This is a genomic window from Neptuniibacter marinus, assembly GCF_965223595.1.
GTDB classification, from domain to species: Bacteria; Pseudomonadota; Gammaproteobacteria; order Pseudomonadales; family Balneatricaceae; genus Neptuniibacter; species Neptuniibacter marinus.
This window is the reverse complement of record NZ_OZ245004.1, coordinates 1,862,638-1,885,809: the sequence shown is the minus strand read 5'-3', so window position 1 is coordinate 1,885,809 and position 23,172 is coordinate 1,862,638. Positions and strand designations below refer to the sequence as shown.

Here is a 23,172-nt window from a genome sequence, read left to right as displayed (position 1 = left end):
CCTAAATTCACCTTCAAATCACTTTGACTCTTCATACAAACCATTTCATGAGGTGATTTATGGAAGTTAAAAGTCTTTTTAGTGCTCTAATTTTAACCGGCGTTTTGTTAAGTGAAGCCAGTTTTGCTGCAGGCTCTGTACCTCCAGTAGACCCGTCTTTAATTACCAGTACGAGCAGTCGGGCTTTAACGATTCGAGATGTATCAACGGAGAGTATTGAAAACATGGTGGTCATCAAAGGCCGCCTAACACACAAGCGGATGTACATAAATGACGAACCCGGTTATATCTTGGCGAAAATCATCAATGATAGTGACGAAGTGATCGAGAATCAGCGCTATGACATAGAAGACTTCACGAAAGAAGATAACGTTCGCTTTTCAGGATTTGAATTAGCAATAAAAACACCTTCTTCTGACATAAAATCAATTTTAATTTCTCATCAGGAGAAATAATTTAATACTTGATAGTAGTAAAAGGAAATTCCTGCCGGTAGCCACTACTATTCGAAGAATTAGTTGGTTATTCGGCACTTTGGACTAGCAATCATCTTCTATCATTCCTGTACTGGGTTAAATGACCCAGTACAATCTTTATCCTCACACACTGCACAACATTACGATGATCTAAAAGCAGCATATTGGAAGAGCTGCTTTCTCCTCGACTTCCTCTTCAAATTGATACCAAATTTGCAGGTTTTAAAGTACAGATGTAGGGGGTGGCACATCAAATGCGTCGACAATACTTTCTCGAAACTCCCCTAGAAAACGAAATGTTTGAAGCTCTTCGATTTCACCCTGAGTGAAACGCATGCTAAGAACGCTGTATTCCTCTTGTTCGTCTGGCGCAATCCATTCTACGGTAGCCAACGTAGGTCGAACATCCTTCGTATTCAATATACGCTCCGCAGTTCGCTTCTTAGATGAAGTATTTACAATAGCTTTAACTACTGTCTGTTGATCCGGAAGTTCCCTGTCAAGGCGATTAGCAAATTCAACTAATTTGGATTCAGCGAAAGTATATAGCCATGATTCTTTATTTGCTCCACCATCAACTCTTAATATACGCCCCAAAACTTGGCGAAAGTAAAGTTCAGTCCTCACTCTACTTAGATGGCTCGTGTCATTCCTTTGGTTTTTAGTAGACGGAAGTCCGGGTCTATCGTTGATACCTGTTTATCAGGGTGGCTTTGGACCTTCTCTTCCATTGATTTCAGTTCAGCCAGGCGCTGTTTCATCCAAGTGGTTTTTTGGCGATGGTTATTTTGCCCTCACTGTTCGGATCGGCTTCGTCAGCCTGATCTAGCTTCGTTAAATACGCTTCAATATGCTTTTCAAACCGGTCGATATGGAACTTCAATTTCTGAGGCGTGAAGTTGTTTTCCTTGCTGTTTATCGCTTTGAATTTGCTGCCATCGATAGCGATAACCGCCTCTGAGAACATGTTCATCTTTCGGCACAGATCAATGAAGGAGCGGCAGGAATTTTTAATGCCTTTGCCATTATCTTTTCGGAAACCAACAATCGTCTTAAAGTCGGGTGTTAGCCGTTCTAGCAACCACATTAACTCGACATTACTGTTGGCTTCTTTCTCCAACCGTCTTGATGACTGAATCCGGTTCAAATAGCCGTAGATATAGAGCTTCAGGAGTGTAGCTGGGTGATACCCCGGACGCCCCGTAGATTTAGCTTTTACTCGCTGAAAGCCAAGACGGTGAAGATCAAGATGATCTACAAAGGCATTGATGACTCTGATCGGATTATCTTTTGAAACGAAGTCGTCGAGAACTTCAGGAAACTACGTGACCTGTGATCGGCCCAAGCCTTGAATGTGGGATGACATATCAGCGAAACCTTGATGAATTCGCTGACCATTTTACCACTTAAGCCTGTGTAAGCTCCGGGAAGGGTTTTGTTAGTTTTCACACAGCCTGTGTCGTTAGCAGACCTCTCGATGGTCACCCGTTCATATGCTATATATGAACATTCCTCCCATCTATTCAATAAAACTCTAGTATATCAATGCCAATAACCCACCATCCTTTCCAACCAGATAATTAGAGTTAGGAGGGTATTGTGCTAAACAGAGCACCAACCACTTATTTTGGATACCCCAATTTATTTAGCTCGCTGTTTACTAAATCATACAATTGCTGTGCACCAAACGTTTCCAAAGCCTTGCCATTAACAAAAAAAGTTGGGGTCTTCTTTATACCTAATGCTTTGACATCAGCAGTATCTTGCTTAAGTACATTGGTTATTTCTATTTTATGAATGTCTTGCTTAGCCTTTTGAACGTCAAGGCCTGCATCCTTTGCAGCGGCCCAAGCAAACGACAAATTTGGATTTCCATGATCTGCCCAGCTAGATTGTCTTGCCAGAATGGTCTCCAGCACCGGTTTGAAAAGACCTTGGAGGCGAGATGCTTCTAGAAGACGTATTACTTCGTCAGAGCCTTCGTGAAATGCGGTATAACGCAGCACAAGACGAATATTCTCTGGATTCTCATTCATGACCTTCTTAACAAAAGGATAAAATGCTCTACAAGCTTCACAAGCAGGATCAAAAAACTCGACAATAGTGACTTTTGCTTCTTTCGGGCCGAGGCTTGGTGAGTATGGCCGCTCAAGAAGGCTGCTTTCATGTGAGGTGACACTTGTGCTGCTAATCTGCTGAGGATTCCAAATAAATATAGAAACTGCGAATAAAACAAAAGTTATCACAGTAATTGATATGACTATTTTTGGGCGCGTCATGTTTTTATTTTCCGAAATAAAGTAATAAGTAAAAACGTAATGAGAAAGAACGCCGCTAGTGATAAATAGGGAAGCGATATTCCTCCTAGGATTGTCATATTGCTACCAGTACAAGAAGAGTCTTGACCGCAGGGTACGATAGGTTCAGCTATATATCCCGAATATGTTAGTGAATGATAAGCAGCAATGCATAATCCAATAACAGAAAGTGGTAATGCGTACCAAACAACTTTTATATCTGATTGATAAGACGCAATACCTAATATGATCGCAAGAGGAAACATACATATACGCTGATACCAGCAAAGTGTGCAGGGGGTTTGACCTAATACTTCACCAATGAATAAAGCGCTCAGTGTTGATATAAATGCTATGACCCAAGCAACTGTAAGCAACCACCAACGATGATCTTTATCGCTCTTCTGATCAAGCGTCATATAGTCTCCTGTCCTACACCATTAATTGTTTGTTGAATTCCAAATACCATTTAGGTCCAAGCATTTCATTTAATGACTGTGATCATAGTGGTTGTCCCTTACTATTGTATTATGACCGATGGCTTTAGGCTCTTCACAGGCGTGAAAAGAACATTCAACTTCAAGTGTTGTTTGCCTGATCTTAAAACTGCTACTCAACATCGATTTTACTTCTTTCTTGATTTCGTCTGCATTTTTCCATTGACCAGTGTCTATAACGACATGAGCATCGAGAGCGTTCTCATGCTCCTGCATTTTCCATAAATGAAGGTTATGAACGTCAGCAACGCCTTTGATAGAAAGCATACGGTCAAACACATCTTTAGTGTTGAAATTGGTCGGACTTCCTAGCATTAAAATATGTATAACAAAAACTATTTCACTGAAAGATTGCCAAAGGATATATCCCGCTATCATCAAGGTCACAAGCGGATCAACTAATCGCCAATCATAGAGTAAGATAAGTGACCCCGCTATAATCACAGCGATAGAGCCTAGGGCATCTGCAACATTATGAAGAAATGCAGCACGTATATTCACACTTTGCTTAGATAAGGAATAAGTCAGCAAAGCAGTAACCAAATCAACAGCTAGAGCGATCACTGCAATAATAACGACGAGCCACCCATCCACATCTTCGGGATTAAAAAACCGAAGCACTGCTTCATAAACAAGATAGAGACCAATCACGATAAGAGTCGTGTAATTGATCAGAGCAGCTACTATTTCGGCGCGACCATAGCCGAAAGTCATTTTCTCATTAGCTGGCTGCCTAGCAATCTTTAGCGCCATAAACGCGATGACAAGAGCAAGAGCATCTGACAGGTTGTGAATTGCGTCTGCAATTAAGGCAAGACTACCCGACAATATACCACCTATAATTTGGGCAACAGTAAGCCCTAAATTGGCAACAACAGCCCAAACGACACGAGCATCTCCTGCGCTAGGATCTAAATGATGATGTCCTGACATATTACACCTCAAGTTAGTCGCTTAATCTTGCTGGGAGCTTTCTCAATTTAACTATCGCGGTAAAGCTTTCGCAGCTTATTTAAAAACTTTATTCGCTGAGTGGAGTCACTAAACTCTCCTTCCACAAAATCACCATGTGTAATAAATATTTTAGAGAATCGGTCACTTAACTCAGCTGTTTGTAAATCGTTGCCGGCAGCATAAACACCTTTAAAAAAACGTCCGCTTTGTGATGGTTGCCCATGCTTCATAATTTTCACATATACTATTTTTACGATTGATGGATTTATAATCGCTCCCATACGCCCTCCAAACTTCCTTATATCTACCCAAAATAAAAAGAATTAAGCCTATTACTGCAGTTTCTCTAAGCTTTAGTGTACTTACGTCCATCAATGACAACTAAAAGGCGTATTAACTAATTTTGGATCATCATCAATACCCCTCAACATCAAAGCGAGTGTCCCTTGCTGCGAGGAAAAATCACAACAAGAAACTTAGAGGAAAAGTGAAAACTGTCTTCCAGGCGATGCTTTAGCAGAACAAATTCACTATAAAAATCCGACTATAATTCCTTCACTACTCCCTCTTCTTACCCGATATTCAGTTACAGTCTAAACAGCCAAAATGATTTGAAACTGATCACAAAAAATTCAATCCGGAATGCGTAGCATTGCCCCCCAGAGGGGAACGCTCTTTCCTAGCTCACCCTACTCGCCACATCATTCGATAGCGATATGATCGGAAGCGTCCACTTGGAAGTTCATTTGAGCGACGGTTATATTGCAGCCCAGCACTTGATATTACGGCAGGTGACGGATGTGTCGGAAAGTTCAGCCATAGTGCTGTATAAATCTCGGAGTCAGTCAGATCCATTAGGCTCAGAATTAGTGTTTTCTTTATCAAACAAACTACCGGAAACCAAAATGAAGGCACCGATGACAATTGCAATATCAGCCAGATTGAAGGCCGGCCAATGCCAATCTCTCCAATAGAAATCAAAGGAATCCACAACATAGCCGCGAAAGATCCGGTCAATCAAGTTACCCAAGGCCCCGCCAAGGACAAGACTGTAAGCAATGGCTTCTCCTTATGACGGTTTTCACGGATCAGTTTGATCAGAAAAATCGAGATCACCACAGTGATCCCGATAGAAAAATAGCGCTGCCAGCCTCCAGCATTCGACAAAATACTAAATGCGGCACCTGTGTTCCATAGGTGCACCCAGTTAAAAAATGGGGTCACCGAAACCGACTCACCATAGGCCATTGATTGCTGCACCAGCCACTTTACAGCCTGATCAGACGCTGCCAGCAAACACGATATGGACAGTAGGATATGCGGCGAGAGCTTTTTGCCAATAATGAGCATTATTTAACCCTTCAACGCTAAGATGCGCCTTGCACCGTTAAGTACAATGACCCCCGCGATAGTGCCGATAATTAGATCCGGATAATTAGAACCGGTCCACGCGACCAGAGCACCGGCGGTGATGACACCTAGATTGACCACCACGTCGTTGGCCGAGAATATCCAGCTTGCCTTCATGTGCGCCCCGCCCTCCCTGTGTTTGTATATGAGCAGCAGACAACTGGTATTGGCAATCAATGCAACGAATGCGATAGCCATCATCACCAACGATTCAGGTTCACTACCGAATGCAAAGCGTCTCACCACCTCTACGAGTACGCCCACAGCCAAAATAAGCTGGAGTACACCAGCAAGATGCGCGGCACGTACTTGCATTTTAACGCTATGCCCAACCGCATAAAGGGCAAGCCCGTACACTGCAGCATCAGCAAAGTTGTCCAAGGACTCGGCAATGAGGCCGGCTGACTGGGCGATTAGACCCGCGGTCATCTCTACTACAAAAAGGAGTGCATTAATGCCTAATAACCAACGCAGGGTGCTAGACTCTTGCGCAGCAGAGGCTACCGAGTCCCCAGCGACCTTGAGCGTCTCCAAGTCAGCAGCAACCGTTTCCTGATGCGAGGCGCCTAATCCCAAGGTCTTTAGTTTTGAAGTAATGGTCTCGACTTCGCCGTCATGCACGACCTTCAGCCGTCGGATCGACAAGTCGAAGGATAGCGCCCGAACTTCCTCAAAGCCGTTTAGGGCTAGGCGAATCATTCTTTCTTCTGATGGACAGTCCATCTTCGGCACGGCGTAAACGCTGACCCATTGCCCCGATGCTTTGGAGGAGGCCTGTAAATCGGTATCCGATGATGACCTTGCATCACCGCCACAGGTGCCACCACAGAATTTGCTCATGATACGACTCCACTTGAACAAGGTTGTGTTACCATTTAAAACCATAAAGCTACTATAAGGTCAAGAGAGCAAAGAATCCGGTTGGGAGGAAGCTAATGCGTATTGGTCAGTTGGCGCAATTGATAGGGGTCGAAACACAAACGATCCGCTTCTATGAACAGCAGGGATTGTTGCCACCTACGCATCGGCAGGACAACGGTTATCGTGTCTATACCAAGATGCACGGTGAGCGGCTAGCCTTCATCCGTCGCTGCAGAACTCTGGGCCTGTCACTAGCTGAGATTCACGAACTACAGAGTTACCAAGACGACCCTCATCAATCTTGTATCGCCGTCAACGCCTTGCTCGATGATCACATTGCTCATGTCCGGTCACAGATAACCACTCTGCATGCGCTGGAGAAACAACTAGTTTCACTTAGAGCGAATTGCAACGATGACCGAGAAGTTAAGGCGTGTGGAGTTCTTGCTAGAATTAACGAAGGGAGCATACAACAGTAGTAGGTGGAGCACCAACCAGAGAATCAGTGAAAGTGCTAATCAGCAGCATTCTGACTGTGCTCATTTCTGAGATTGGAAAGCGAAATTCAATGCTTGCCGCTATTCTCGCATCGGTTCCGTTAATTTCGGTATTTGCCTTAATTTGGCTCTATATTGATACGCAGGATATTAATCGTATTCGAGAAGTGACAATCAATATTTTATGGCTGATTGTTCCCTCGCTGACTTTGTTTATAGCGTTACCCATTTTACTTGATCGAGGCATGGGGTTTTATGTCAGCCTTTCCATAGGGATTCTGGTAATGATCATGAGTTATGTAGCCACATTGGCTATTTGGAAGACTCTAAGTTACCTAATCACTGATTCCAATCAAATACTTTTCCATATGAAAAATAATTTCAAAAAACATATTGACCTTCCAGTTAGGGGAATATCTAAACTATCTCCATCAACTAACAAAAAGGTGTTCAACATGAATAAACTATATTCCGTATTAATTATTTCTTCCGCCATCGTATTTAGTAATGTATCAGTCGCCGATGAGAAACATTATATGTCTCACAGTGGTGATGGCCCTCAAGGTCATATGATGGAAGGTGAAAAGCATAAAGCAGGCATGGATGACAGCCACCCAATTGCCCCTAAAAATATCACAAAAAAAGCGACATCTGGTAACGTTCATTACATGGGGCATTCCGGTGATGGCCCACAAGGACATATGATGGAAGGTAAAAAGCACCCCGCTGGAGCATCTACCGAGCATGTTGAAAAATACGGGGATGGTAAACATGAAAAGCCTAAAGGGAAACACTATATGATGGATAGTGGCGATGGCCCTCAAGGTCACATGATGAAAGGAGAAAAGCACCCATCTAACTAAGATTCAACATATCTAGCAGGGACTCAGGCCCCCTGCTAGATAAACTCCAAATAACTCTTCAATAAATATCAGCTACATTATTAACATCTCAATTGAATTCATTCTTTTCTAGACTGAAATTGGAACTCATTGTCCAAAACTTTCTCCTTTGTATGAATCCAATAAAGGTCATCAACAGGAAGAATCGCAACCAAACCTTCACTATCAGCATTAACTGAAACCGTTTCAACTATCAGCTCAGCTATTAACTGTGCACATTTAGCAGAGGTATAAATATCAACCTGCAAATGATCTTGAAGGTCAGCCTGCCCATACAGTTGATTATAAACACCATGCCCCTGTACATCATGAATAGTATAACCAATGATGCCGGCTTGGAGAAATGCAGACTGCAATTTTTCCTTCTCCAAGGTATTGAAGATAGCACTGACTTTTTTCAGACTCATAACTTAACCTCCGCAGAAATGAAAATGAGGGAGCTCGCCCCTCATTTCAGCTTGAATATCAGACCTTAGCGATGCATCGGCATATCTTTCTGAGATTGATGCTCCATCATCTGGCGCATCATTCGTTGCATCATGCCCATTCTCTGTTCCATCATTTCCATACGGGAGTCAATATGCATTCCAGACTCGCCTCCTCCTTTTTTTCCTTCCATCATATTCTCGCCATGCATCATATCCATACCCATTCGCATCTGTTTCATATGCTCATGCATCATTTCCTGACGCTTTCCAGGTTTTTTATCACTCTGGATATCCTGCATTAGATTCTCTGTTTTGCCCATTTGATCATGCATATTCATCACTTGAGTTCGATCACCATTAGTACCGTTCTGCATACCCATATCTTGCTGGTGTGCGTAAACGGATAATCCTGCTCCCATTAAAGCAACACTAAGTATTCCTACGATTAAACGTTTCATGCCATGCTCCTTACTTATCATTTCTATAATTTATTCCACAACCCTGCCTAACGTTGATCAGTATTGTGCCTATAACCTTTGCTTTTAAACCTAGACCTTCCAGTTACTGGAAGGTCAATAAAAACGACTAGTTAAGAGTCATATAAAAATGTTTTTTTTGAGGAGGGTCAGTTTTCTTTTGATAAATGCGACAAAAGCCTTGAGAAGGCACGTCCAACGCACTTCTAAATTTACTCAACATATTCTGAAAAGCGATCAGAGCCGTCAGTTCAACAATAACTTTATCAAAGCGGATGACACCGTTCTGGGCTTGATAGCACTGTCCATCGTTTTACTATTATTTTCTTCTGGGTTAGGAATACGTTGGCGCACCTTCGGGCAAACTATTTAGCTCGGAATAGGTGTTGGCCTCGGTGGCATTGTTCTGAGTACTCTACTAAGAGGTATCACAGTATTTCTTTTTAAATGACCTCCCTAGTGTGGCTAGGTATGTCGGAGTTGCACTTGCTGCAACAAACGTAGGGATCGGTGTTCAGGTCCTGGAGCTGTATGGCTTGTTAAACAAACGTATTGGCCGGATTATACTGGCTGCAGCGGTTGTCGATGATATTCTTGCGTTGTATTTACTATCTTCATTACATGTAGGACTGGAGCAGAAGTCTGATGTTAAACAGTTGCTACCATCCATATCTATCAGCTTCCTAGCACTCTTTATATTTACGTTGGTTTTATTGTGGTTGGCCAAAACAGTCCATCAGTATTTTATGTCATACGGTCACTTGAGCTATTTCAGTTACCATCTACTGTTTTTTTGTAGCGGGTTCAAGTATCACCTATCTACTTGAGTTGTCTAGTGTTGTAGTGGCTATTTGGTATCGTTTTGTTGACAAACAATAAGCAGTATTAAACTGTTTACATCACAGTGCTATCGATAAATGTGGATAACAGTTTCTCTCATTTCATCAGGACATATTGGACTTTAAAGATCTCCAAAGCTTGCAGACACTCGCACCATTAACATGGTTTCGTGTTTTTCTAATGATATAAGGTTATCAAACAACTCTTTGCTACGCTCATTTACTGCCCGACCTGCCAGATATTGATAAAGCTCAATCAGTTGATTATGAGTATTGACCGTGCGGGTAATAATTTGGTCGGTATCTAGTTCTTTGAGATTAGCTTCGCATAGAGTATGCGTCAGGACTGGTGCCTTATCCATGTATTCCAGGCACCATGTATTCAGGTCTCTGGGATCAGCCTCTTCTTCGTATCTAGATATTGTTTGGGTTAACTGCTTTTCATGTTCTGAAAGGTACTCCAGTAACATTTTTAGCCTAAGAGACTCAGCCTGCTCAGCACAATGCTCGTAACATTGGGTCATTTGCTGATGGAAGTCTACGATCCAATCAAGGATATCTTTAATCTGTTCTATCTGCATAGCGTAAGCTCCTTGAATTTTAATTCTTTATTAGATTTTTTAAATCTGTCATGAAGGGCAACGTTTCAATCTCACAACCCTGCCGACTCAAAAACAGAAATGAGGTCATTTTCAACTCAAATATCAAACATTAACGATGCATATGCATATCTTACTGAGATTAATGTTCCATCATCTGGCGCATCATTTGGGGTCGGTCACAGGTTTCTCCATTCTGCATACCCGCCTCTTTTTGATTTGCGTAAGCTCGTAATCCTGTCCCCACTAAAGCAACACTCAGTATTTCTACCATTAAATGTTTCATCACACGTTTCTAGATTGCGTTTTCTAAACGCAAATTTTCACAATCACGACTAATGTTAATCCGAATTATGCCTGTAACCCTTGGCTTTAAACTTAGACCTTCCAGCTACTGGAAGGTCAATAGGAACTAAGGTTTAGCTTGTATATAGAGGGAGATCAGTTTTCTTTTGATGGCATCCTACAAAAGCCTTGAGAGGGTACGTCGAGCGCACTATTAAACTTGCTCGACATATTTTGAAACGCGATCAGAGCCGTCAGTTCAACAATGCCATCATCATCGAAGTACAAGCGCAGTTTATCCATCAAAACGTCTGTCACATGCCTATCGCTGTAGGTTATGGCATCGACATACTCAAGAACCGTTCGTTCATGCTCATCAAATAAAGTGCTTTCACTCCACTCAGACAGAGCATTCAACTTGGTTATATCGCCTTCCCGCTTAGCAAACATATATGAGTTCACATCAACACAAAATTCGCACCAGTTAATCTGAGAAACTCTCACCGTTATCATTGATCTAAGGGTGGGAGTGACCACTGATTTTTTTGAGTCTAAGGCACCAAAGAGAAGTGCTACTGTCGTGAACAAACGAGGTACTCTAGCCCAAAGGAGCGCAGGCTTAAGTACCATTCCGTACTTACGGTGCTGATTCCAGAAAAATGGTCGAAGATAGAAAGGGTAATCTTGAAGACCTTTAGTTTTTATCCGCATCACTCTCACCATTAATTATTTTTTATGACAGCTCCAAGGTGTATGGGTATGATTATCATGTACATTTTGGTCTACAAACCGGTAGTAACCCTCTTTAAATTTTGACCAAAAATCCTGACTAATCTCTATATCATGTTTAGAGATCAGTTTCTCCAAACTATCGATACATAATCTACTCGCATCATACTCCAAGAGAAACATCTGATTTTCTGGATCAAAACTTACCTCATCAATACCATAAAGCGAGTCAATCTCTTCAACAGCGGCACAAACCTGTTCCTCCGTTGCCTTTTGTACTTTCAGGTGCCTCTCAACTAGGTTAATTTCAGATACCCCTAAACGATGCTCTTTACTCATGACTATTACCTCGAAAAATTTGGAATGAATCCTGGAGTGACTTGCTTGTATTTCGTGTACTCATCACCAAACTCCGTTTGAGCAACACCTTCTTCATAGCGAGCTAAACGCACATAAACGATGACTAAAACCGGAAACATGACTAACGTCGGAATTGTTGGCCATTGCAGTAAGAAACCAAACATAATCAAAATAAACGCTACATACTGAGGGTGTCTGCATCGCGCATACCACCCATCTTTAGCTAGACGATGATGTTTCTGAGCGCTGTACAATACATTCCAAGCTGATGCCAAAATAAAAAATCCAATTACAACTAGCGCATTGCTAGCCAAATGCAGAGGATCAAAATGAGGATCGCCTTCAAAACCAAGCAATGTATGTAGCAAGTGACCATTTTCATGGGCCAAGAAGTCTACCTCAGGGTAGATTTCACTCAGCCATCCCGAAAGGAAATAAATACTTAAAGGAAAGCCATACATCTCTGTAAAGAGCGCAATAATAAAGGCTGAAAATGCACCTAAACTACGCCAGTCCATTTTATTTTTAGGTTTAATAAAGCTAAACGCAAAAAAGATAAACACAGCTGAATTGATAATAACAAGGGGCCATAACCCATAATCATTGCTCATGCTTTTGCTCCTGTTGTGCGTTTTCCTCTCTCGCTGTTTTCAACCCCTCAATATAACCTTCACGGTATGCATCATTCTGCTTACTTTGATCAGCAAAGTTTTCAGAATCTAGCCCTTTAGAAACACTTATTTCCTCTATTGGACTCTCATGATGTTTGTGCCCCCCATGCTTATGGTTACCATGCATAAACAGATGCATTAGTGGACACATTAGTAAGATAATGAAAGGCAAATAGGGAAAGATATGCTCCCCATGTTCCACCAATAGTAAGTAACCTGCCACCGCAATCATTAATAATGCAGCAACCCCACTTTTTGAACACCAAAATGAAGACTTCTTATTCATCAGCTTTACCCTCTACGATTAATTCGCCACGGTACATCTGCATTTGGCATGAAAATGGATATGTCCCAGGTTCTAGTGATTCAAGCGATATATCCTTGGTTTTATTGAGTGGCAACTCTTCACTGATTTCTAGATTATTAAATTGAACAATTGAAGAGCATGGTGAGTTATCCTTCCTCAAAAAACTGAGCGTCACCTTTTCTCCTGCCATGACCCTAACTTGTGCAGGGGTATAGACTCCGTTATTGACAGTAATGGGTACCGTGCCTTTTACGACCATCCCGTTTCTGGGCTTATAGAGCCAAAACCACCAAACGATCAAAGAGATCAGAGCAAAGCCCAACATATTGATTACCAGCATGATATAAGCCTCCTATTAATGATCTGATGCTTTAAATAAGCGAAGTCGATTTGCGTTACTCACAACCGTTAATGACGAGAACGCCATGGCTGCACCTGCGATAACAGGACTAAGAAGCAATCCAAAGAATGGGTACAACACACCTGCTGCGAATGGGACTCCTGCTACGTTGTAGATAAACGCACCAAATAAGTTTTGTTTTATATTTCGTAGCGTAGCTTTACTGATGGCTATGGCATCTGCCAATCCATGCAAGGAACCACGCATCAACGTGATATCTGCACTTTCAATCGCAACATCAGTACCTGTACCAATCGCAAAGCCGACATTTGCTTGAGCTAAAGCAGGCGCATCATTAATACCATCACCTGTCATACCTACTATTTCACCTTGAGCTTGTAACTCTTCAACTTTAATGGATTTATCTTCAGGTAGGACCTCTGCAAAGAACTCACTAATTCCAACCTTCTCCGCTACTGCTTGAGCTGTGGCCCGATTATCCCCCGTCAGCATAACGACTCGAATCCCATTGGCTTGTAGACGCTTTATCGCCTCAACGGAGTCATTTTTAATAGGATCAGATACTGAAATAATTGCAGCAAGCTCTCCATTAATTGCCAAATACATTGGAGTTTTCGCTTCAGATGCAACCCTCTGTGCACTCGCTATGTAATGCTCAATTGACACTGATCTTTCATCCATCAGCTTTTCGTTACCAAACAAAATCGAATTACTATTAATACTCCCTTCAACACCATGTCCGGCAATAGCTTCAAAATTAGCAACTTTAGACAATACAATCCCTCGCTCCTGAGCTGACTCAACGATTGCTAGAGCTAAAGGATGTTCAGATCCAGATTCAAGGCTTGCAGCTAAAGAAAGTATCTCTTCTTCCTTGTAGTCACCTGTCACTTGAATCTCAGTAACTTTCGGGCTCCCTTCCGTAATCGTCCCTGTTTTATCCAAAATCATTGCGCTGATCTTAGAAGCAGTCTGCAAAGCTTCACCGTTACGTATCAACACGCCTGCCTCTGCCGCTTTACCTACACCGACCATCACTGACATTGGCGTAGCCAAACCAAGAGCACAGGGACATGCGATGATTAGAACGGTTGTTGCAGAAACGATAGCGAATGCTAGCGCTGGTGCAGGACCGAAGTTCAACCATGCCAAAGCACTAAGAATTGCGATAATCATCACAACAGGGACAAAGTAGCCCGATATTACATCCGCTAAACGCCCTATAGAGGGTTTCGAGTTTTGCGCCCGCTTTACCATCTCGATGATCTGAGCTAATGCTGTATCCTTACCAACACGTGTCGCTTTGAATATTACTGACCCTGATTTATTAATTGATCCTGCGACAACCTCATCCCCACTTATTTTCTTCACTGGCATGGGCTCACCCGTCAACATGGATTCATCGACTGACGTATTACCTTCAACCACAACACCATCAACAGGGATTTTTTCACCTGGACGAATTCTAAGAAGGTCTTCAAGCACAACATCCTCTATTGGGATATCAAGCTCTTCGCCATCACGAAGTACACGGGCATTTTTTGGTTGTAAACCAATTAAACGCTTAATTGCCTCTGAAGTTCGGCCCCTTGCTTTGATTTCAAGCGCTAAACCAAGATCTATCAAACCGATAATCATGGCGGTAGCTTCAAAATAAACATGCCTGGCCATCAGAGGAACTGCGTCAGGCGCAAATACAACTACCATGGAATAAATCCAAGCGGTACCCGTACCCAACGCGATGAGGGTGTCCATATTCGCGCTGTGATTTAGAAAAGACTTCCAGGCACCTATATAAAAATGTCGCCCGGAGAAATACATGATGCCTAAGGTCAAAAGACCGACGACTAACCAAGAGATTCGTTCAGGATTGGTTGAGACTGTCATTTCGCCAATGAAGAGCCCATAGAGCATTAAGGGAATACCTAATGCCAGTGCAATCGTCATCTCTTTCATTAAGCGTTTATAGTAAGCAGCCTCTGATTTTTCTTTCTCATCTAACAGTTCGGTATCATTTTGCTTAACGAGGCTCGCTTGATAGCCAATACTCCCAATGGCACCTAGCAATTCATCTTCATTCGCATTTCCTGTAACAAGCACAGTTCTTTGCGCGAAATTCATTGAAGCCGTCTTAACTCCAGATACCTCTGATAACGCGCCTTCTATCTTCCCGACACAGCTGGCACAGCCAGCACCCTCAATCAAAAGGGTTATCTCTTTATTTGGATTGTTAGAACTCATCCTATTCACCTGTAACACACTGTAAGCCCCTAGTTAGAGGCATAAAAAAGCATTTCTGTGATCAGGATAGACCTTCCTCTTAATGTAAGGTCAAGAGGAGTAGGCTCATAAATTTATCAAGGAATAGTGGAAAGAAAGGTGAATCGACCAGCCAACCAAAAAACTCTATTGTTGTTGATCAGCGGGGCACGCGCATGCCCCTATATGAAATATTAAAAGCTACAGATGGCAGTTATTGCAGAAACCAAGAAGTGCCTGCAAGCAACCCAGAACTCATATTTATAAATGTGATAGAAACTGAACAATCTAATCGGATAGGTAATTAATCTGATTAGCCCATCACTAGTGACTTTATCACCCCTACTTAATGAACAGGTCCAACCAAGGTAGTCATCACTGTCGTTATGCCAAAAATTCCAGCACCTATGATTTTTTCTAGAAAAATAGATTTTTTCAGCCCTGCCGCATCCCGAGAATGAAGTAATTGAGGGACTAAATATAACTTGTGAAACGCAGCTAACATTAAGATAGCACCCACAAACGCTAATTTAGTAAGCAGTAGGTTGCCATAAGTATCTGTGAATAAATTATTCCATCCAGTTAATTCATAACTTAAAAATAGCCCCCCACTAAAGAGCACAGCTACTACGAAAACCGCTAGTTGACCAAATCGTTCTAACACTTGATGTGCATCGTTATATTGCAATCGATGACAGATCAACCACAAGGGATACAATGACCCCATCCACCAAGCGGTTAGTAAAATATGAACAGATAACACCAACTGAAATAAAAATGGTTGTTCAACAGCATGGCCCGCTTCAGTAAAGGAAAAAGCAATTAATCCAATAGCGATACAAGCCATTAACACTTCAAACACATTTAGCTTAGCGCCCTCAGCAGGCCGGTATCGTCTGACGAAAACATGTATAAGAATCGTCACAATGAACAGTGAAAAACCTAATATTCGTGTCATTAAGGCATCACCAACAGCGGACTCCCACATCATAGATACCATATCCGGTTCGAACATACCGGTAACACCCTCCTCCAAAGATGCTCCTACACGTACGAAAAAATGAGCCAGAGCCGCTGTTATTCCGACCAATAAGAATAACAGTGTATAGCGTACCAGCGGTTTTTTAAGCTCCTCATGAATCCTCATCAAGTGGAGGCTAGCGGCTCCACCTACAGCGGCAGCCATCCCTAGATACATAATCCAACGGGTTATCAAAATCCAGAATTCCCATGCTGTAAATTCCATCATAGCCTCAACTTAATTTTCAGATACTGGAGATTAATGCTGCATAAAAACGAACGATCCTTTCATCATATGTCCGTCACCACCCATGGCCTTCCAATGCACTTTATAAGCATCTGGTTTCAAACTCGGTATCATCGCTTTAAATGAAGTTCCTGCTTCTTTAGAGCGTTTAAAATCAATTGATACTGGCTTGCCACTAGAATCAACAACTTTGAGACTGACCAATTTCATTGGTTTGGCAAAATTAACTTCAACTCTATCGGTAGGCTCCATCATCATGGCTCCATCTTGTGGATGGCTACCGTTCATCATACCGTGAGCAAACAACGACGAAGATACTGTGAGTGCAGCAATGGCTAGCAACGTTTTGAAATTTTTCATATTAATTTACCTTTATATTTCAGATGATTTAGTTTTAGGAAGCGATTGCCGTTTCCATAAAAAATAGATAGCAGGTAACACAAGAAGAGTCAGAATTACTGCACTGACCATTCCTCCAACCATAGGCGCCGCAATCCTGCTCATTATTTCAGAACCAGTACCCGTACCGTATAGAACTGGAAGTAATCCGAGAATTATTGCAGCAGCAGTCATCATCACAGGACGCACACGTAAACCAGCACCATGTAGAACCGCATGACGCAATGTTTCTTCACGAAGATCTAGTCCCTTACTCTTACAGCGTTCGATGGTTTCCTGCCAAGATTGATTGAGATAAACCAACATAATGACCCCAATTTCAACAGCAACCCCTGCCAATGCTATAAAGCCAACACCAACCGCTACTGAAAAATTAAACCCTTGCCAATACATCAGCCATATACTTCCAACCATAGCGAAGGGCAAAGTCCCCATGATGATGGCAACTTCTGCAAAATTTCGGAAATTTATAAATAACAACACAATAATTATGACAATAGTCAGAGGTACCACATAAGTCAGCTTCTCTTTAGCCCTCAACATATATTCATATTGCCCCGACCAATTAAGAGAATAACCGGCAGGTAAATTTATCTTCTCAGAGACCACTTGCTGAGCATTTTTTACATAACTACCTATATCTACATCAGCAATATCAACAAAGGTCCAGCCATTTAAACGGGCATTCTCACTCTTCAGTCCTGGCGGACCATCTTCCAGATATATATTAGCTACATCACCTAAAGCAATACGTTGCCCAGTTGCTGTGACTATAGGAAGTAATGCCAACTGCTCCGGTGAATCTCGATAATCCTGCGGGTAACGTACATTAATAGGATATCGCTCTAAACCTTCTATTGTGTTCGACACATTCATACCGCCAACAGCGGCAGAAATAACCTGCTGAATATCTGCGATATTAAGGGCATAACGTGCTGCCTTCTCACGCTGAATATCGACTTTGATATATCGTCCACCTGCAACACGTTCAGAGTAGACTGAAGCAGTATCGGGAACATCCTTAAGAATTCTTTCTAGTTGCTCTCCAATATCCTGAATTACATTAAGATCTGGTCCCGCTATTTTGATACCTACAGGAGTTTTAATTCCCGTAGCTAGCATGTCAATACGGGTTTTGATCGGCATCACCCAGGCATTTGTAACCCCTGGAATTTTGACAAGTTGATCAAGCTCCTTTTTAAGCTTTTCTGTCGTCATCCCTTCTCGCCATTCGCTTTTGGGTTTTAGCTGAATAAAGGTTTCTATCATCGTCAACGGTGCTGGATCAGTAGCAGAATCAGCTCTCCCTACCTTGCCAAATACACTCTCTACCTCAGGTAAGGTAGCTATCAACTTATCTGTTTGCTGAAGCAACTGGCGCGCTTTACCAATGGATATACCCGGATAAGTAGTAGGCATATACATAAGATCGCCTTCATCAAGGTCAGGTATAAATTCACTGCCTAGCTTATCAAGCGGCCATAAGCCTACAGCCAGTACTAACACAGCTCCCATTAACGTAGCCTTAGGGAAAGATAAAACCACTTTCAGTGCGGGCATATAACTGGCAGTCAATACTCGATTAAGAGGGTTTTTATCCTCAGATAACACTTTTCCTCGGATGAAATATCCCATTAATACCGGAACCAAAGTAATTGCCAGAGCTGCAGATGCCGCCATTGCATAGGTTTTCGTAAAAGCTAATGGCGAAAACATTCGGCCTTCTTGAGCTTCAAGGGTAAAAACGGGGACAAAACTCACCGTAATAATCAACATACTGAAAAAAAGTGCTGGTCCCACTTCAGAGGCCGAGTCAGCCACCACTTGCCAACGATTTTCAGGTGTCAATTCCGTTCGTTCCATATGCTTATGCATGTTTTCTATCATGACAATGGCACCATCAATCATCGCCCCAATAGCAATAGCGATACCACCTAATGACATAATATTGGCGTTAATACCTTGCAAATGCATGATAATAAAAGCCGTAAGAATCCCAACAGGTAAGCTGATAATGGCAACAAGTGATGATCGAACATGAAAAAGAAAAGCAACACAGACCAACGCGACTACTAAGAATTCCTCCATTAATTTATACCAAAGGTTTTCTACCGCCCGATCAATAAGGCCTGAACGGTCATATACGGTTACTACCTCGACTCCTTCCGGCAAACTGCTTTTCAAGCTTTCTAATTTATCTTTAACACCGTTAATAGTTTTTTGCGCATTTTCTCCAAAACGCATTACCACTACACCGCCGACAACTTCACCTTCACCATTAAGCTCAGCGATACCTCGGCGCATCTGAGGACCGGTACCGATATTTGCGACATCCTTAAGTAATAGAGGAGTACCGTTTTTATTTACCCCCAGAGGAATTGTCTCAAGATCCTCAATACCCTGAATATAACCAGACGCACGTACCATGTACTCCGCTTCTGCCATTTCAACAACAGAAGCACCAACTTCCTGATTCCCCCTACGAATTGCATTCTGAACATGGCTAAGAGGCATGTTCAAGGCGCGAAGCTTTTCAGGATTAACTCTGACTTGATACTGCTTAACCATACCTCCAATAGGAGCTACTTCAGAAACACCTGGTACAGTCTGTAGCTCATATTTCAAAAACCAGTCCTGCAATGAACGTAATTGCCCAAGGTCATTCTGGCCTGTCCGGTCTATCAATGCATAGAGGTATACCCATCCGACACCCGTTGCATCCGGCCCTAATTGAGGACGCGCATTCGCTGGCAGTGATGGTGCTACTTGGCTCAGATATTCCAAAACTCGGCTTCTGGCCCAATACATATCCGTTTCCTCATTAAAGATAACGTATACATAGGAGTCACCAAAGAACGAGTATCCCCGAACTGTTTCAGCACCAGGAACAGATAGCATTGCAGTGGTTAAAGGGTAGGTTACTTGGTCTTCAACCACTTGCGGAGCTTGACCAGGGTAGCTAGTTTTTATAATAACCTGTACATCTGACAGATCAGGAATAGCATCTACCGGTGTTTTTTTCAGGGAATACAAACCCAAACCAATCAGAATAACCGCGGCCAACAACACCATAAAACGATTACAAATCGACCAGCGAATAATAGCTTTAATCATGACAGTTCCTTATTCACTTTCCGGTAAGTAAAAATCAGTGATTTCATAGCCGCCTTGTTCATTACGGCTTACTTCAAGGTGAAGAGGACTCCCTGTAGGCAGTTCATCAAGAACAACCCATTCACTAATCTGAAAATCCATCACCATTTGAGGCCACTGCCATTCAGGAATGGCATCATGTTTCACATTGAGCTTCACCGCTTCTGCATCCACACTATTCACAGTCGCTTTAACCCAAACGCTCGAAGTTGGTTTAGATTCTGACTTTGAGTTTTCCATACTTGAATTTTTCTGACGGTTGGTAGCCGTTTTAGGTGTGTTTGAATCGTCCTCCTCATTTTCCTGATCAGAAATATGGATCTCGGTGATAATGTATTGATTTTGCTTATCATGGGTTATTTGAGCATGAGCTAAAACACCAGCCTTAATGCCATCCATTTCAAGATAGGGGCTAAGCTGAAAGTCCATCGTCATTTGTGGCCACTGCCAATCTTCAATAGCAGCATGATCAACATTCACTTGCATTTCATCAGCATCTACACTGTTAAATACAACCTCGACCCAAACCTGATTTGGCTTATTTTCCGTTTCCCCAACTTGGTGCATACGTTTAAAATCAGAGGCTTTACTAGACTCAGAATCAATTAAAAATTGTGCAGAAGTAACAACTTCTTCCCCTTCATAAAGACCTTCGAGTATCTCTGTATGCTTTGAATCACGTAGTCCTTTTTTTACCTCTATCGATTTATAACGACCTTCACCTAACGCTAAGACGACCCGATCCTGCTCCGATCCACGTATGAGTGCTTCATTTGGAATCAACAAGCGCTGCTGATCATCCACAGCAACTATTTTCAGTTCAGCAAACATATTTGGCTTAAGCTTATGATCAAGATTTGCAAGCCTTACCCTTACTCTGAGTGTTCGAGTTTTAGAGTCTAAAGTGGGATAAACATAATCCACTGTTCCTAATAGAGGCCTTCCGGGAAGAAAATCCATTTTCACCTCAACTGGCAAGCCTTCCTTGATGAGACTGGCCTGCCGTTCAAATACTTCGGCTTCAACCCAAATCTGATCTAAATTGTTAATGCTCAACAATGTCATTCCTGGCTTAACGAAATATCCGTCCTGAATACTTACGCTATCAGCCACACCTGAAACAGGTGCGAAAAACCTGACGGTCTGAGAGACCTGACGGCTCTTTTTTAATTTCTTAATAAAATTATCCGATACTTGTAGCGATTTAAGACGGTACTCAGCGGCTTGTGCGAGCCTGACGTCTTTTCTTTTCAACCCGAACAACAGTTCTTCCTGAGCATTAACCAGCTCCGGAGAGTACAAATCATAAAGAGCTTGACCCTTTTCAACAGGATCACCTGTGGTATTAATAAAACTTTTCTCTATCCAACCTTCTACACGCGGATGAATATGGGTAATACTTTCTTTGTTATACTGTAAATACCCTACGGTTCTCACATCAGGAGAAAGCTGCTCTCTCTTCACTTTAGCGGTTCTCACGCCTAGATTATTTACTACCTCTGGTGAAATAGAGATAGCACCAGGTCCGCCACCCTTAGCATCATTTCCCTCGGCATATACCGGTACCAATTCCATTCCCATAGGCGACTTCCCTGGTTCATTACGCCGATAATTTGGATCCATAGGAGCAACCCAATATAGCGGTTTAGCCTCACCGGTAGCGTTCCCTGACTCACTGTTAAACTCAGTCATGGAGGCCTGATTCACTCCATACATAACTCCAACCCCCAGAGCCGCACCCATGGCTAACATAACTACGCTATTTACGACTTTCATTGTTCTGTTACCTCAACATCGCCCACTTGGGTTAATAGATAATTCATGACTGTAATTGTTTTCAGCCTTTCAACATGAATGCCCAGCGAAGTTAATTTGGCATCTAATTCGCTAATACGAGCACGCACTACTTCAGCAAACGAACCATCATCTACGGTATAAGCATTGATTGCGGCTTCAGCAGATTCTGAAAATCCGGGTAATAACTGTTGTTCATACAGCCGTTGGCGTTTGTCTAATTTTTCAAGATCAGAATGTAATGCTCCATAACGGGAATAAAGTTCTCGTAACAACAATAGTCGTTCCGTTTTTAATGCTTCGCGATCAGTTATCGCAGCCTTAACTTCAGAATCTTGTCTAGATGTAGAGAAAACAGGAATATCTATCGTCACTCCCATTGAGAACAGGTCAGAGCGCTCATCACCTACTGCTGTTTTTCCACGAATTCCATAGCTCGCATTGATAATCCATTCAGGTTTGTATTTCTGCTCAGCCAATAGAAGATCCGTACTCGCCATTCCAATGCTTATATCGAATAGAGCTAAACGAGGGTGCTTACTTAAATGTGATATTAACTTTGGATCTAAAGGGGCCATAATGGCCCTAAGTTTAAGCTCCGGAATTTGACCCTTAATTGTTAACCTTGCTGTTCTTGTTTCACCCGCAGGAATAAGCCAAGGCTCTAACTGCTGAAGAGCAACATCTCGTTGCTGTTTAAGCTGGGTCAGGCGATCTTCAAGGTTCACTAATTCTAATTCAGCTCTTACTAAATCCTGCTGACGGGTGCGTCCAAATGCAGCGCTATAACTGCTGGTAGCAACATCATTCAATTGCAAAAATATTTGGTAGTTCTGGTTAATAAGTTCGATACTCTTCTGAGCTTTGATAGCCCTCAGCCAAAGAATAGAAATATCTCTTATCACTGCCGCCCTGCGCTCTTCCCTTAAGAGTGGATGTTGATCGGCTTTTTGTTCTAATTTTTTACCTTTAAGAGACAGTGTTTCTCCTCTAGGTAGCATTTGACTTACGCCAATACTGAATTGGGTCATTGCTTCCTGATCATAATCCAAGGTATCTGTGGGAAGATTCTTAATACCAACATTAAACTTAGGATCTGGAAGACTTTTTATTCCTACACTACGGGCCAAAGCTGATTCTTGTCGGTAGCTATTTGCTAACAACCAAGGATCTAAAGCTAGGGCACTCTCTATGGCTTGCGGCAAAGTAACAGGATGTGTATCTGTCTTTTCTTTAGTTACTGCAACTACAGACATGGAAAAAGGCAGCATAACTAACGCTATACAAACAGAGGTTTTCATTCTCTAGTAACTCTCGTTTAGTTACCCAAATAGGGGTAATTCAATATCTC

Annotated in this window: 25 protein-coding genes and 2 pseudogenes; 4 read left to right on the top strand and 23 right to left on the bottom strand. The window is 42.3% G+C overall.

All coding sequences use genetic code 11. The annotated features are described in order from the left end of the window. Positions 1 to 59 precede the first annotated feature (59 nt). Positions 60 to 455 carry a hypothetical protein gene (locus ACOQOE_RS08755; protein WP_342855135.1) on the top strand — a complete coding sequence of 132 codons (396 nt, stop codon included), beginning with the start codon at positions 60 to 62 and terminating at the stop codon, positions 453 to 455. Positions 456 to 698: 243 nt separating this feature from the next. Here the strand turns inward: ACOQOE_RS08755 and ACOQOE_RS08750 are convergent, their stop codons facing one another. From ACOQOE_RS08750 to ACOQOE_RS08715, 8 genes and pseudogenes are all read right to left on the bottom strand, one after another. After that, positions 699 to 1,103 carry a hypothetical protein gene (locus ACOQOE_RS08750; protein ID WP_420553785.1) on the bottom strand — a complete coding sequence of 135 codons (405 nt, stop codon included), beginning with the start codon at positions 1,101 to 1,103 and terminating at the stop codon, positions 699 to 701. An 8-nt stretch (positions 1,104 to 1,111) separates the two neighbouring features. Further along, a pseudogene (locus ACOQOE_RS08745) lies at positions 1,112 to 1,842 on the bottom strand (transposase); the annotation flags it as partial. Positions 1,843 to 2,098: 256 nt separating this feature from the next. Next, entirely contained in the window at positions 2,099 to 2,755 is a 657-nt protein-coding gene (locus tag ACOQOE_RS08740; protein WP_342855113.1) for a DsbA family protein, read from the bottom strand. Further along, entirely contained in the window at positions 2,752 to 3,192 is a 441-nt protein-coding gene (locus ACOQOE_RS08735) for a disulfide bond formation protein B (protein ID WP_342855114.1), read from the bottom strand. The genes ACOQOE_RS08740 and ACOQOE_RS08735 overlap by 4 nt, the downstream gene beginning before the upstream one ends. 69 nt (positions 3,193 to 3,261) lie before the next feature. Beyond that, a complete protein-coding gene (locus ACOQOE_RS08730) occupies positions 3,262 to 4,203 on the bottom strand; it encodes a cation diffusion facilitator family transporter (RefSeq protein ID WP_342855115.1) in 942 nt (313 codons plus the stop codon). Positions 4,204 to 4,250: 47 nt separating this feature from the next. Then, positions 4,251 to 4,505 carry a hypothetical protein gene (locus ACOQOE_RS08725; RefSeq protein ID WP_342855116.1) on the bottom strand — a complete coding sequence of 85 codons (255 nt, stop codon included), beginning with the start codon at positions 4,503 to 4,505 and terminating at the stop codon, positions 4,251 to 4,253. A gap of 560 nt (positions 4,506 to 5,065) precedes the next feature. Beyond that, positions 5,066 to 5,574 (bottom strand): annotated as a pseudogene (lspA, locus tag ACOQOE_RS08720) (signal peptidase II). A gap of 3 nt (positions 5,575 to 5,577) precedes the next feature. Further along, positions 5,578 to 6,474, bottom strand: coding sequence for a cation transporter (locus ACOQOE_RS08715; RefSeq protein ID WP_342855117.1), 897 nt, complete (start codon positions 6,472 to 6,474; stop codon positions 5,578 to 5,580). Between the two features lie 95 nt (positions 6,475 to 6,569). Here ACOQOE_RS08715 and cadR point away from each other — a divergent pair, with 95 nt between their 5' ends. Together cadR and ACOQOE_RS08705 are read left to right on the top strand one after the other, a co-directional pair. Next, entirely contained in the window at positions 6,570 to 6,974 is a 405-nt protein-coding gene (gene cadR, locus ACOQOE_RS08710) for a Cd(II)/Pb(II)-responsive transcriptional regulator (RefSeq protein ID WP_420555452.1), read from the top strand. A gap of 26 nt (positions 6,975 to 7,000) precedes the next feature. After that, positions 7,001 to 7,855, top strand: a complete 855-nt coding sequence (locus ACOQOE_RS08705) for a DUF3147 family protein (RefSeq protein WP_420555451.1) — start codon at positions 7,001 to 7,003, stop codon at positions 7,853 to 7,855. Between the two features lie 98 nt (positions 7,856 to 7,953). Here ACOQOE_RS08705 and ACOQOE_RS08700 read toward each other — a convergent pair whose 3' ends face one another. Together ACOQOE_RS08700 and ACOQOE_RS08695 are read right to left on the bottom strand one after the other, a co-directional pair. Next, positions 7,954 to 8,301, bottom strand: a complete 348-nt coding sequence (locus ACOQOE_RS08700) for a P-II family nitrogen regulator (protein WP_420555450.1) — start codon at positions 8,299 to 8,301, stop codon at positions 7,954 to 7,956. Positions 8,302 to 8,366: 65 nt separating this feature from the next. After that, positions 8,367 to 8,780 (bottom strand): hypothetical protein, encoded by a 414-nt coding sequence (locus tag ACOQOE_RS08695; protein WP_420555449.1) that lies wholly within the window; start codon positions 8,778 to 8,780, stop codon positions 8,367 to 8,369. A 479-nt stretch (positions 8,781 to 9,259) separates the two neighbouring features. Between ACOQOE_RS08695 and ACOQOE_RS08690 the strand changes: the two genes are divergently transcribed. Continuing rightward, a complete protein-coding gene (locus tag ACOQOE_RS08690; RefSeq protein WP_420555448.1) occupies positions 9,260 to 9,625 on the top strand; it encodes a cation:proton antiporter in 366 nt (121 codons plus the stop codon). A 134-nt stretch (positions 9,626 to 9,759) separates the two neighbouring features. On the opposite strand, the gene ACOQOE_RS08685 is transcribed toward ACOQOE_RS08690, so the two are convergent. The 13 genes from ACOQOE_RS08685 to ACOQOE_RS08625 form a co-directional block, all read right to left on the bottom strand. After that, positions 9,760 to 10,218, bottom strand: coding sequence for an ATPase (locus tag ACOQOE_RS08685; protein ID WP_420555447.1), 459 nt, complete (start codon positions 10,216 to 10,218; stop codon positions 9,760 to 9,762). A 160-nt stretch (positions 10,219 to 10,378) separates the two neighbouring features. Next, positions 10,379 to 10,522: a hypothetical protein gene (locus tag ACOQOE_RS08680; RefSeq protein ID WP_420555446.1), complete on the bottom strand. Its 144-nt coding sequence runs from the start codon at positions 10,520 to 10,522 to the stop codon at positions 10,379 to 10,381. A 155-nt stretch (positions 10,523 to 10,677) separates the two neighbouring features. Further along, positions 10,678 to 11,232, bottom strand: coding sequence for a carboxymuconolactone decarboxylase family protein (locus ACOQOE_RS08675; RefSeq protein WP_420555445.1), 555 nt, complete (start codon positions 11,230 to 11,232; stop codon positions 10,678 to 10,680). A 15-nt stretch (positions 11,233 to 11,247) separates the two neighbouring features. Beyond that, positions 11,248 to 11,589 carry a cation transporter gene (locus ACOQOE_RS08670; RefSeq protein ID WP_420555444.1) on the bottom strand — a complete coding sequence of 114 codons (342 nt, stop codon included), beginning with the start codon at positions 11,587 to 11,589 and terminating at the stop codon, positions 11,248 to 11,250. Between the two features lie 5 nt (positions 11,590 to 11,594). After that, positions 11,595 to 12,221, bottom strand: coding sequence for a methyltransferase family protein (locus tag ACOQOE_RS08665; protein WP_420555443.1), 627 nt, complete (start codon positions 12,219 to 12,221; stop codon positions 11,595 to 11,597). Further along, positions 12,211 to 12,567, bottom strand: a complete 357-nt coding sequence (locus tag ACOQOE_RS08660; protein ID WP_075107998.1) for a DUF2933 domain-containing protein — start codon at positions 12,565 to 12,567, stop codon at positions 12,211 to 12,213. The genes ACOQOE_RS08665 and ACOQOE_RS08660 overlap by 11 nt, the downstream gene beginning before the upstream one ends. Then, the gene (locus ACOQOE_RS08655; RefSeq protein WP_420555442.1) at positions 12,560 to 12,928 is read right to left on the bottom strand and encodes a cupredoxin domain-containing protein; all 369 of its coding nucleotides are present in this window, start codon (positions 12,926 to 12,928) and stop codon (positions 12,560 to 12,562) included. Before ACOQOE_RS08655 ends, ACOQOE_RS08660 begins: the two co-directional genes overlap by 8 nt. 15 nt (positions 12,929 to 12,943) lie before the next feature. Continuing rightward, the gene (locus tag ACOQOE_RS08650) at positions 12,944 to 15,190 is read right to left on the bottom strand and encodes a heavy metal translocating P-type ATPase (RefSeq protein ID WP_420555441.1); all 2,247 of its coding nucleotides are present in this window, start codon (positions 15,188 to 15,190) and stop codon (positions 12,944 to 12,946) included. Between the two features lie 364 nt (positions 15,191 to 15,554). After that, complete coding sequence (locus tag ACOQOE_RS08645; RefSeq protein WP_067869713.1) at positions 15,555 to 16,457, bottom strand: copper resistance D family protein; 903 nt, start codon at positions 16,455 to 16,457, stop codon at positions 15,555 to 15,557. Positions 16,458 to 16,487: 30 nt separating this feature from the next. Continuing rightward, the gene (locus tag ACOQOE_RS08640) at positions 16,488 to 16,835 is read right to left on the bottom strand and encodes a copper resistance CopC family protein (protein ID WP_067869710.1); all 348 of its coding nucleotides are present in this window, start codon (positions 16,833 to 16,835) and stop codon (positions 16,488 to 16,490) included. Between the two features lie 12 nt (positions 16,836 to 16,847). After that, positions 16,848 to 19,988 carry an efflux RND transporter permease subunit gene (locus ACOQOE_RS08635; RefSeq protein WP_420555440.1) on the bottom strand — a complete coding sequence of 1,047 codons (3,141 nt, stop codon included), beginning with the start codon at positions 19,986 to 19,988 and terminating at the stop codon, positions 16,848 to 16,850. A 9-nt stretch (positions 19,989 to 19,997) separates the two neighbouring features. After that, on the bottom strand, positions 19,998 to 21,803 hold the full coding sequence (locus tag ACOQOE_RS08630) for an efflux RND transporter periplasmic adaptor subunit (RefSeq protein WP_075107997.1): 1,806 nt from the start codon (positions 21,801 to 21,803) through the stop codon (positions 19,998 to 20,000). Continuing rightward, positions 21,800 to 23,122 (bottom strand): TolC family protein, encoded by a 1,323-nt coding sequence (locus ACOQOE_RS08625; RefSeq protein WP_420555439.1) that lies wholly within the window; start codon positions 23,120 to 23,122, stop codon positions 21,800 to 21,802. Before ACOQOE_RS08625 ends, ACOQOE_RS08630 begins: the two co-directional genes overlap by 4 nt. Between the last annotated feature and the right edge of the window lie 50 nt (positions 23,123 to 23,172).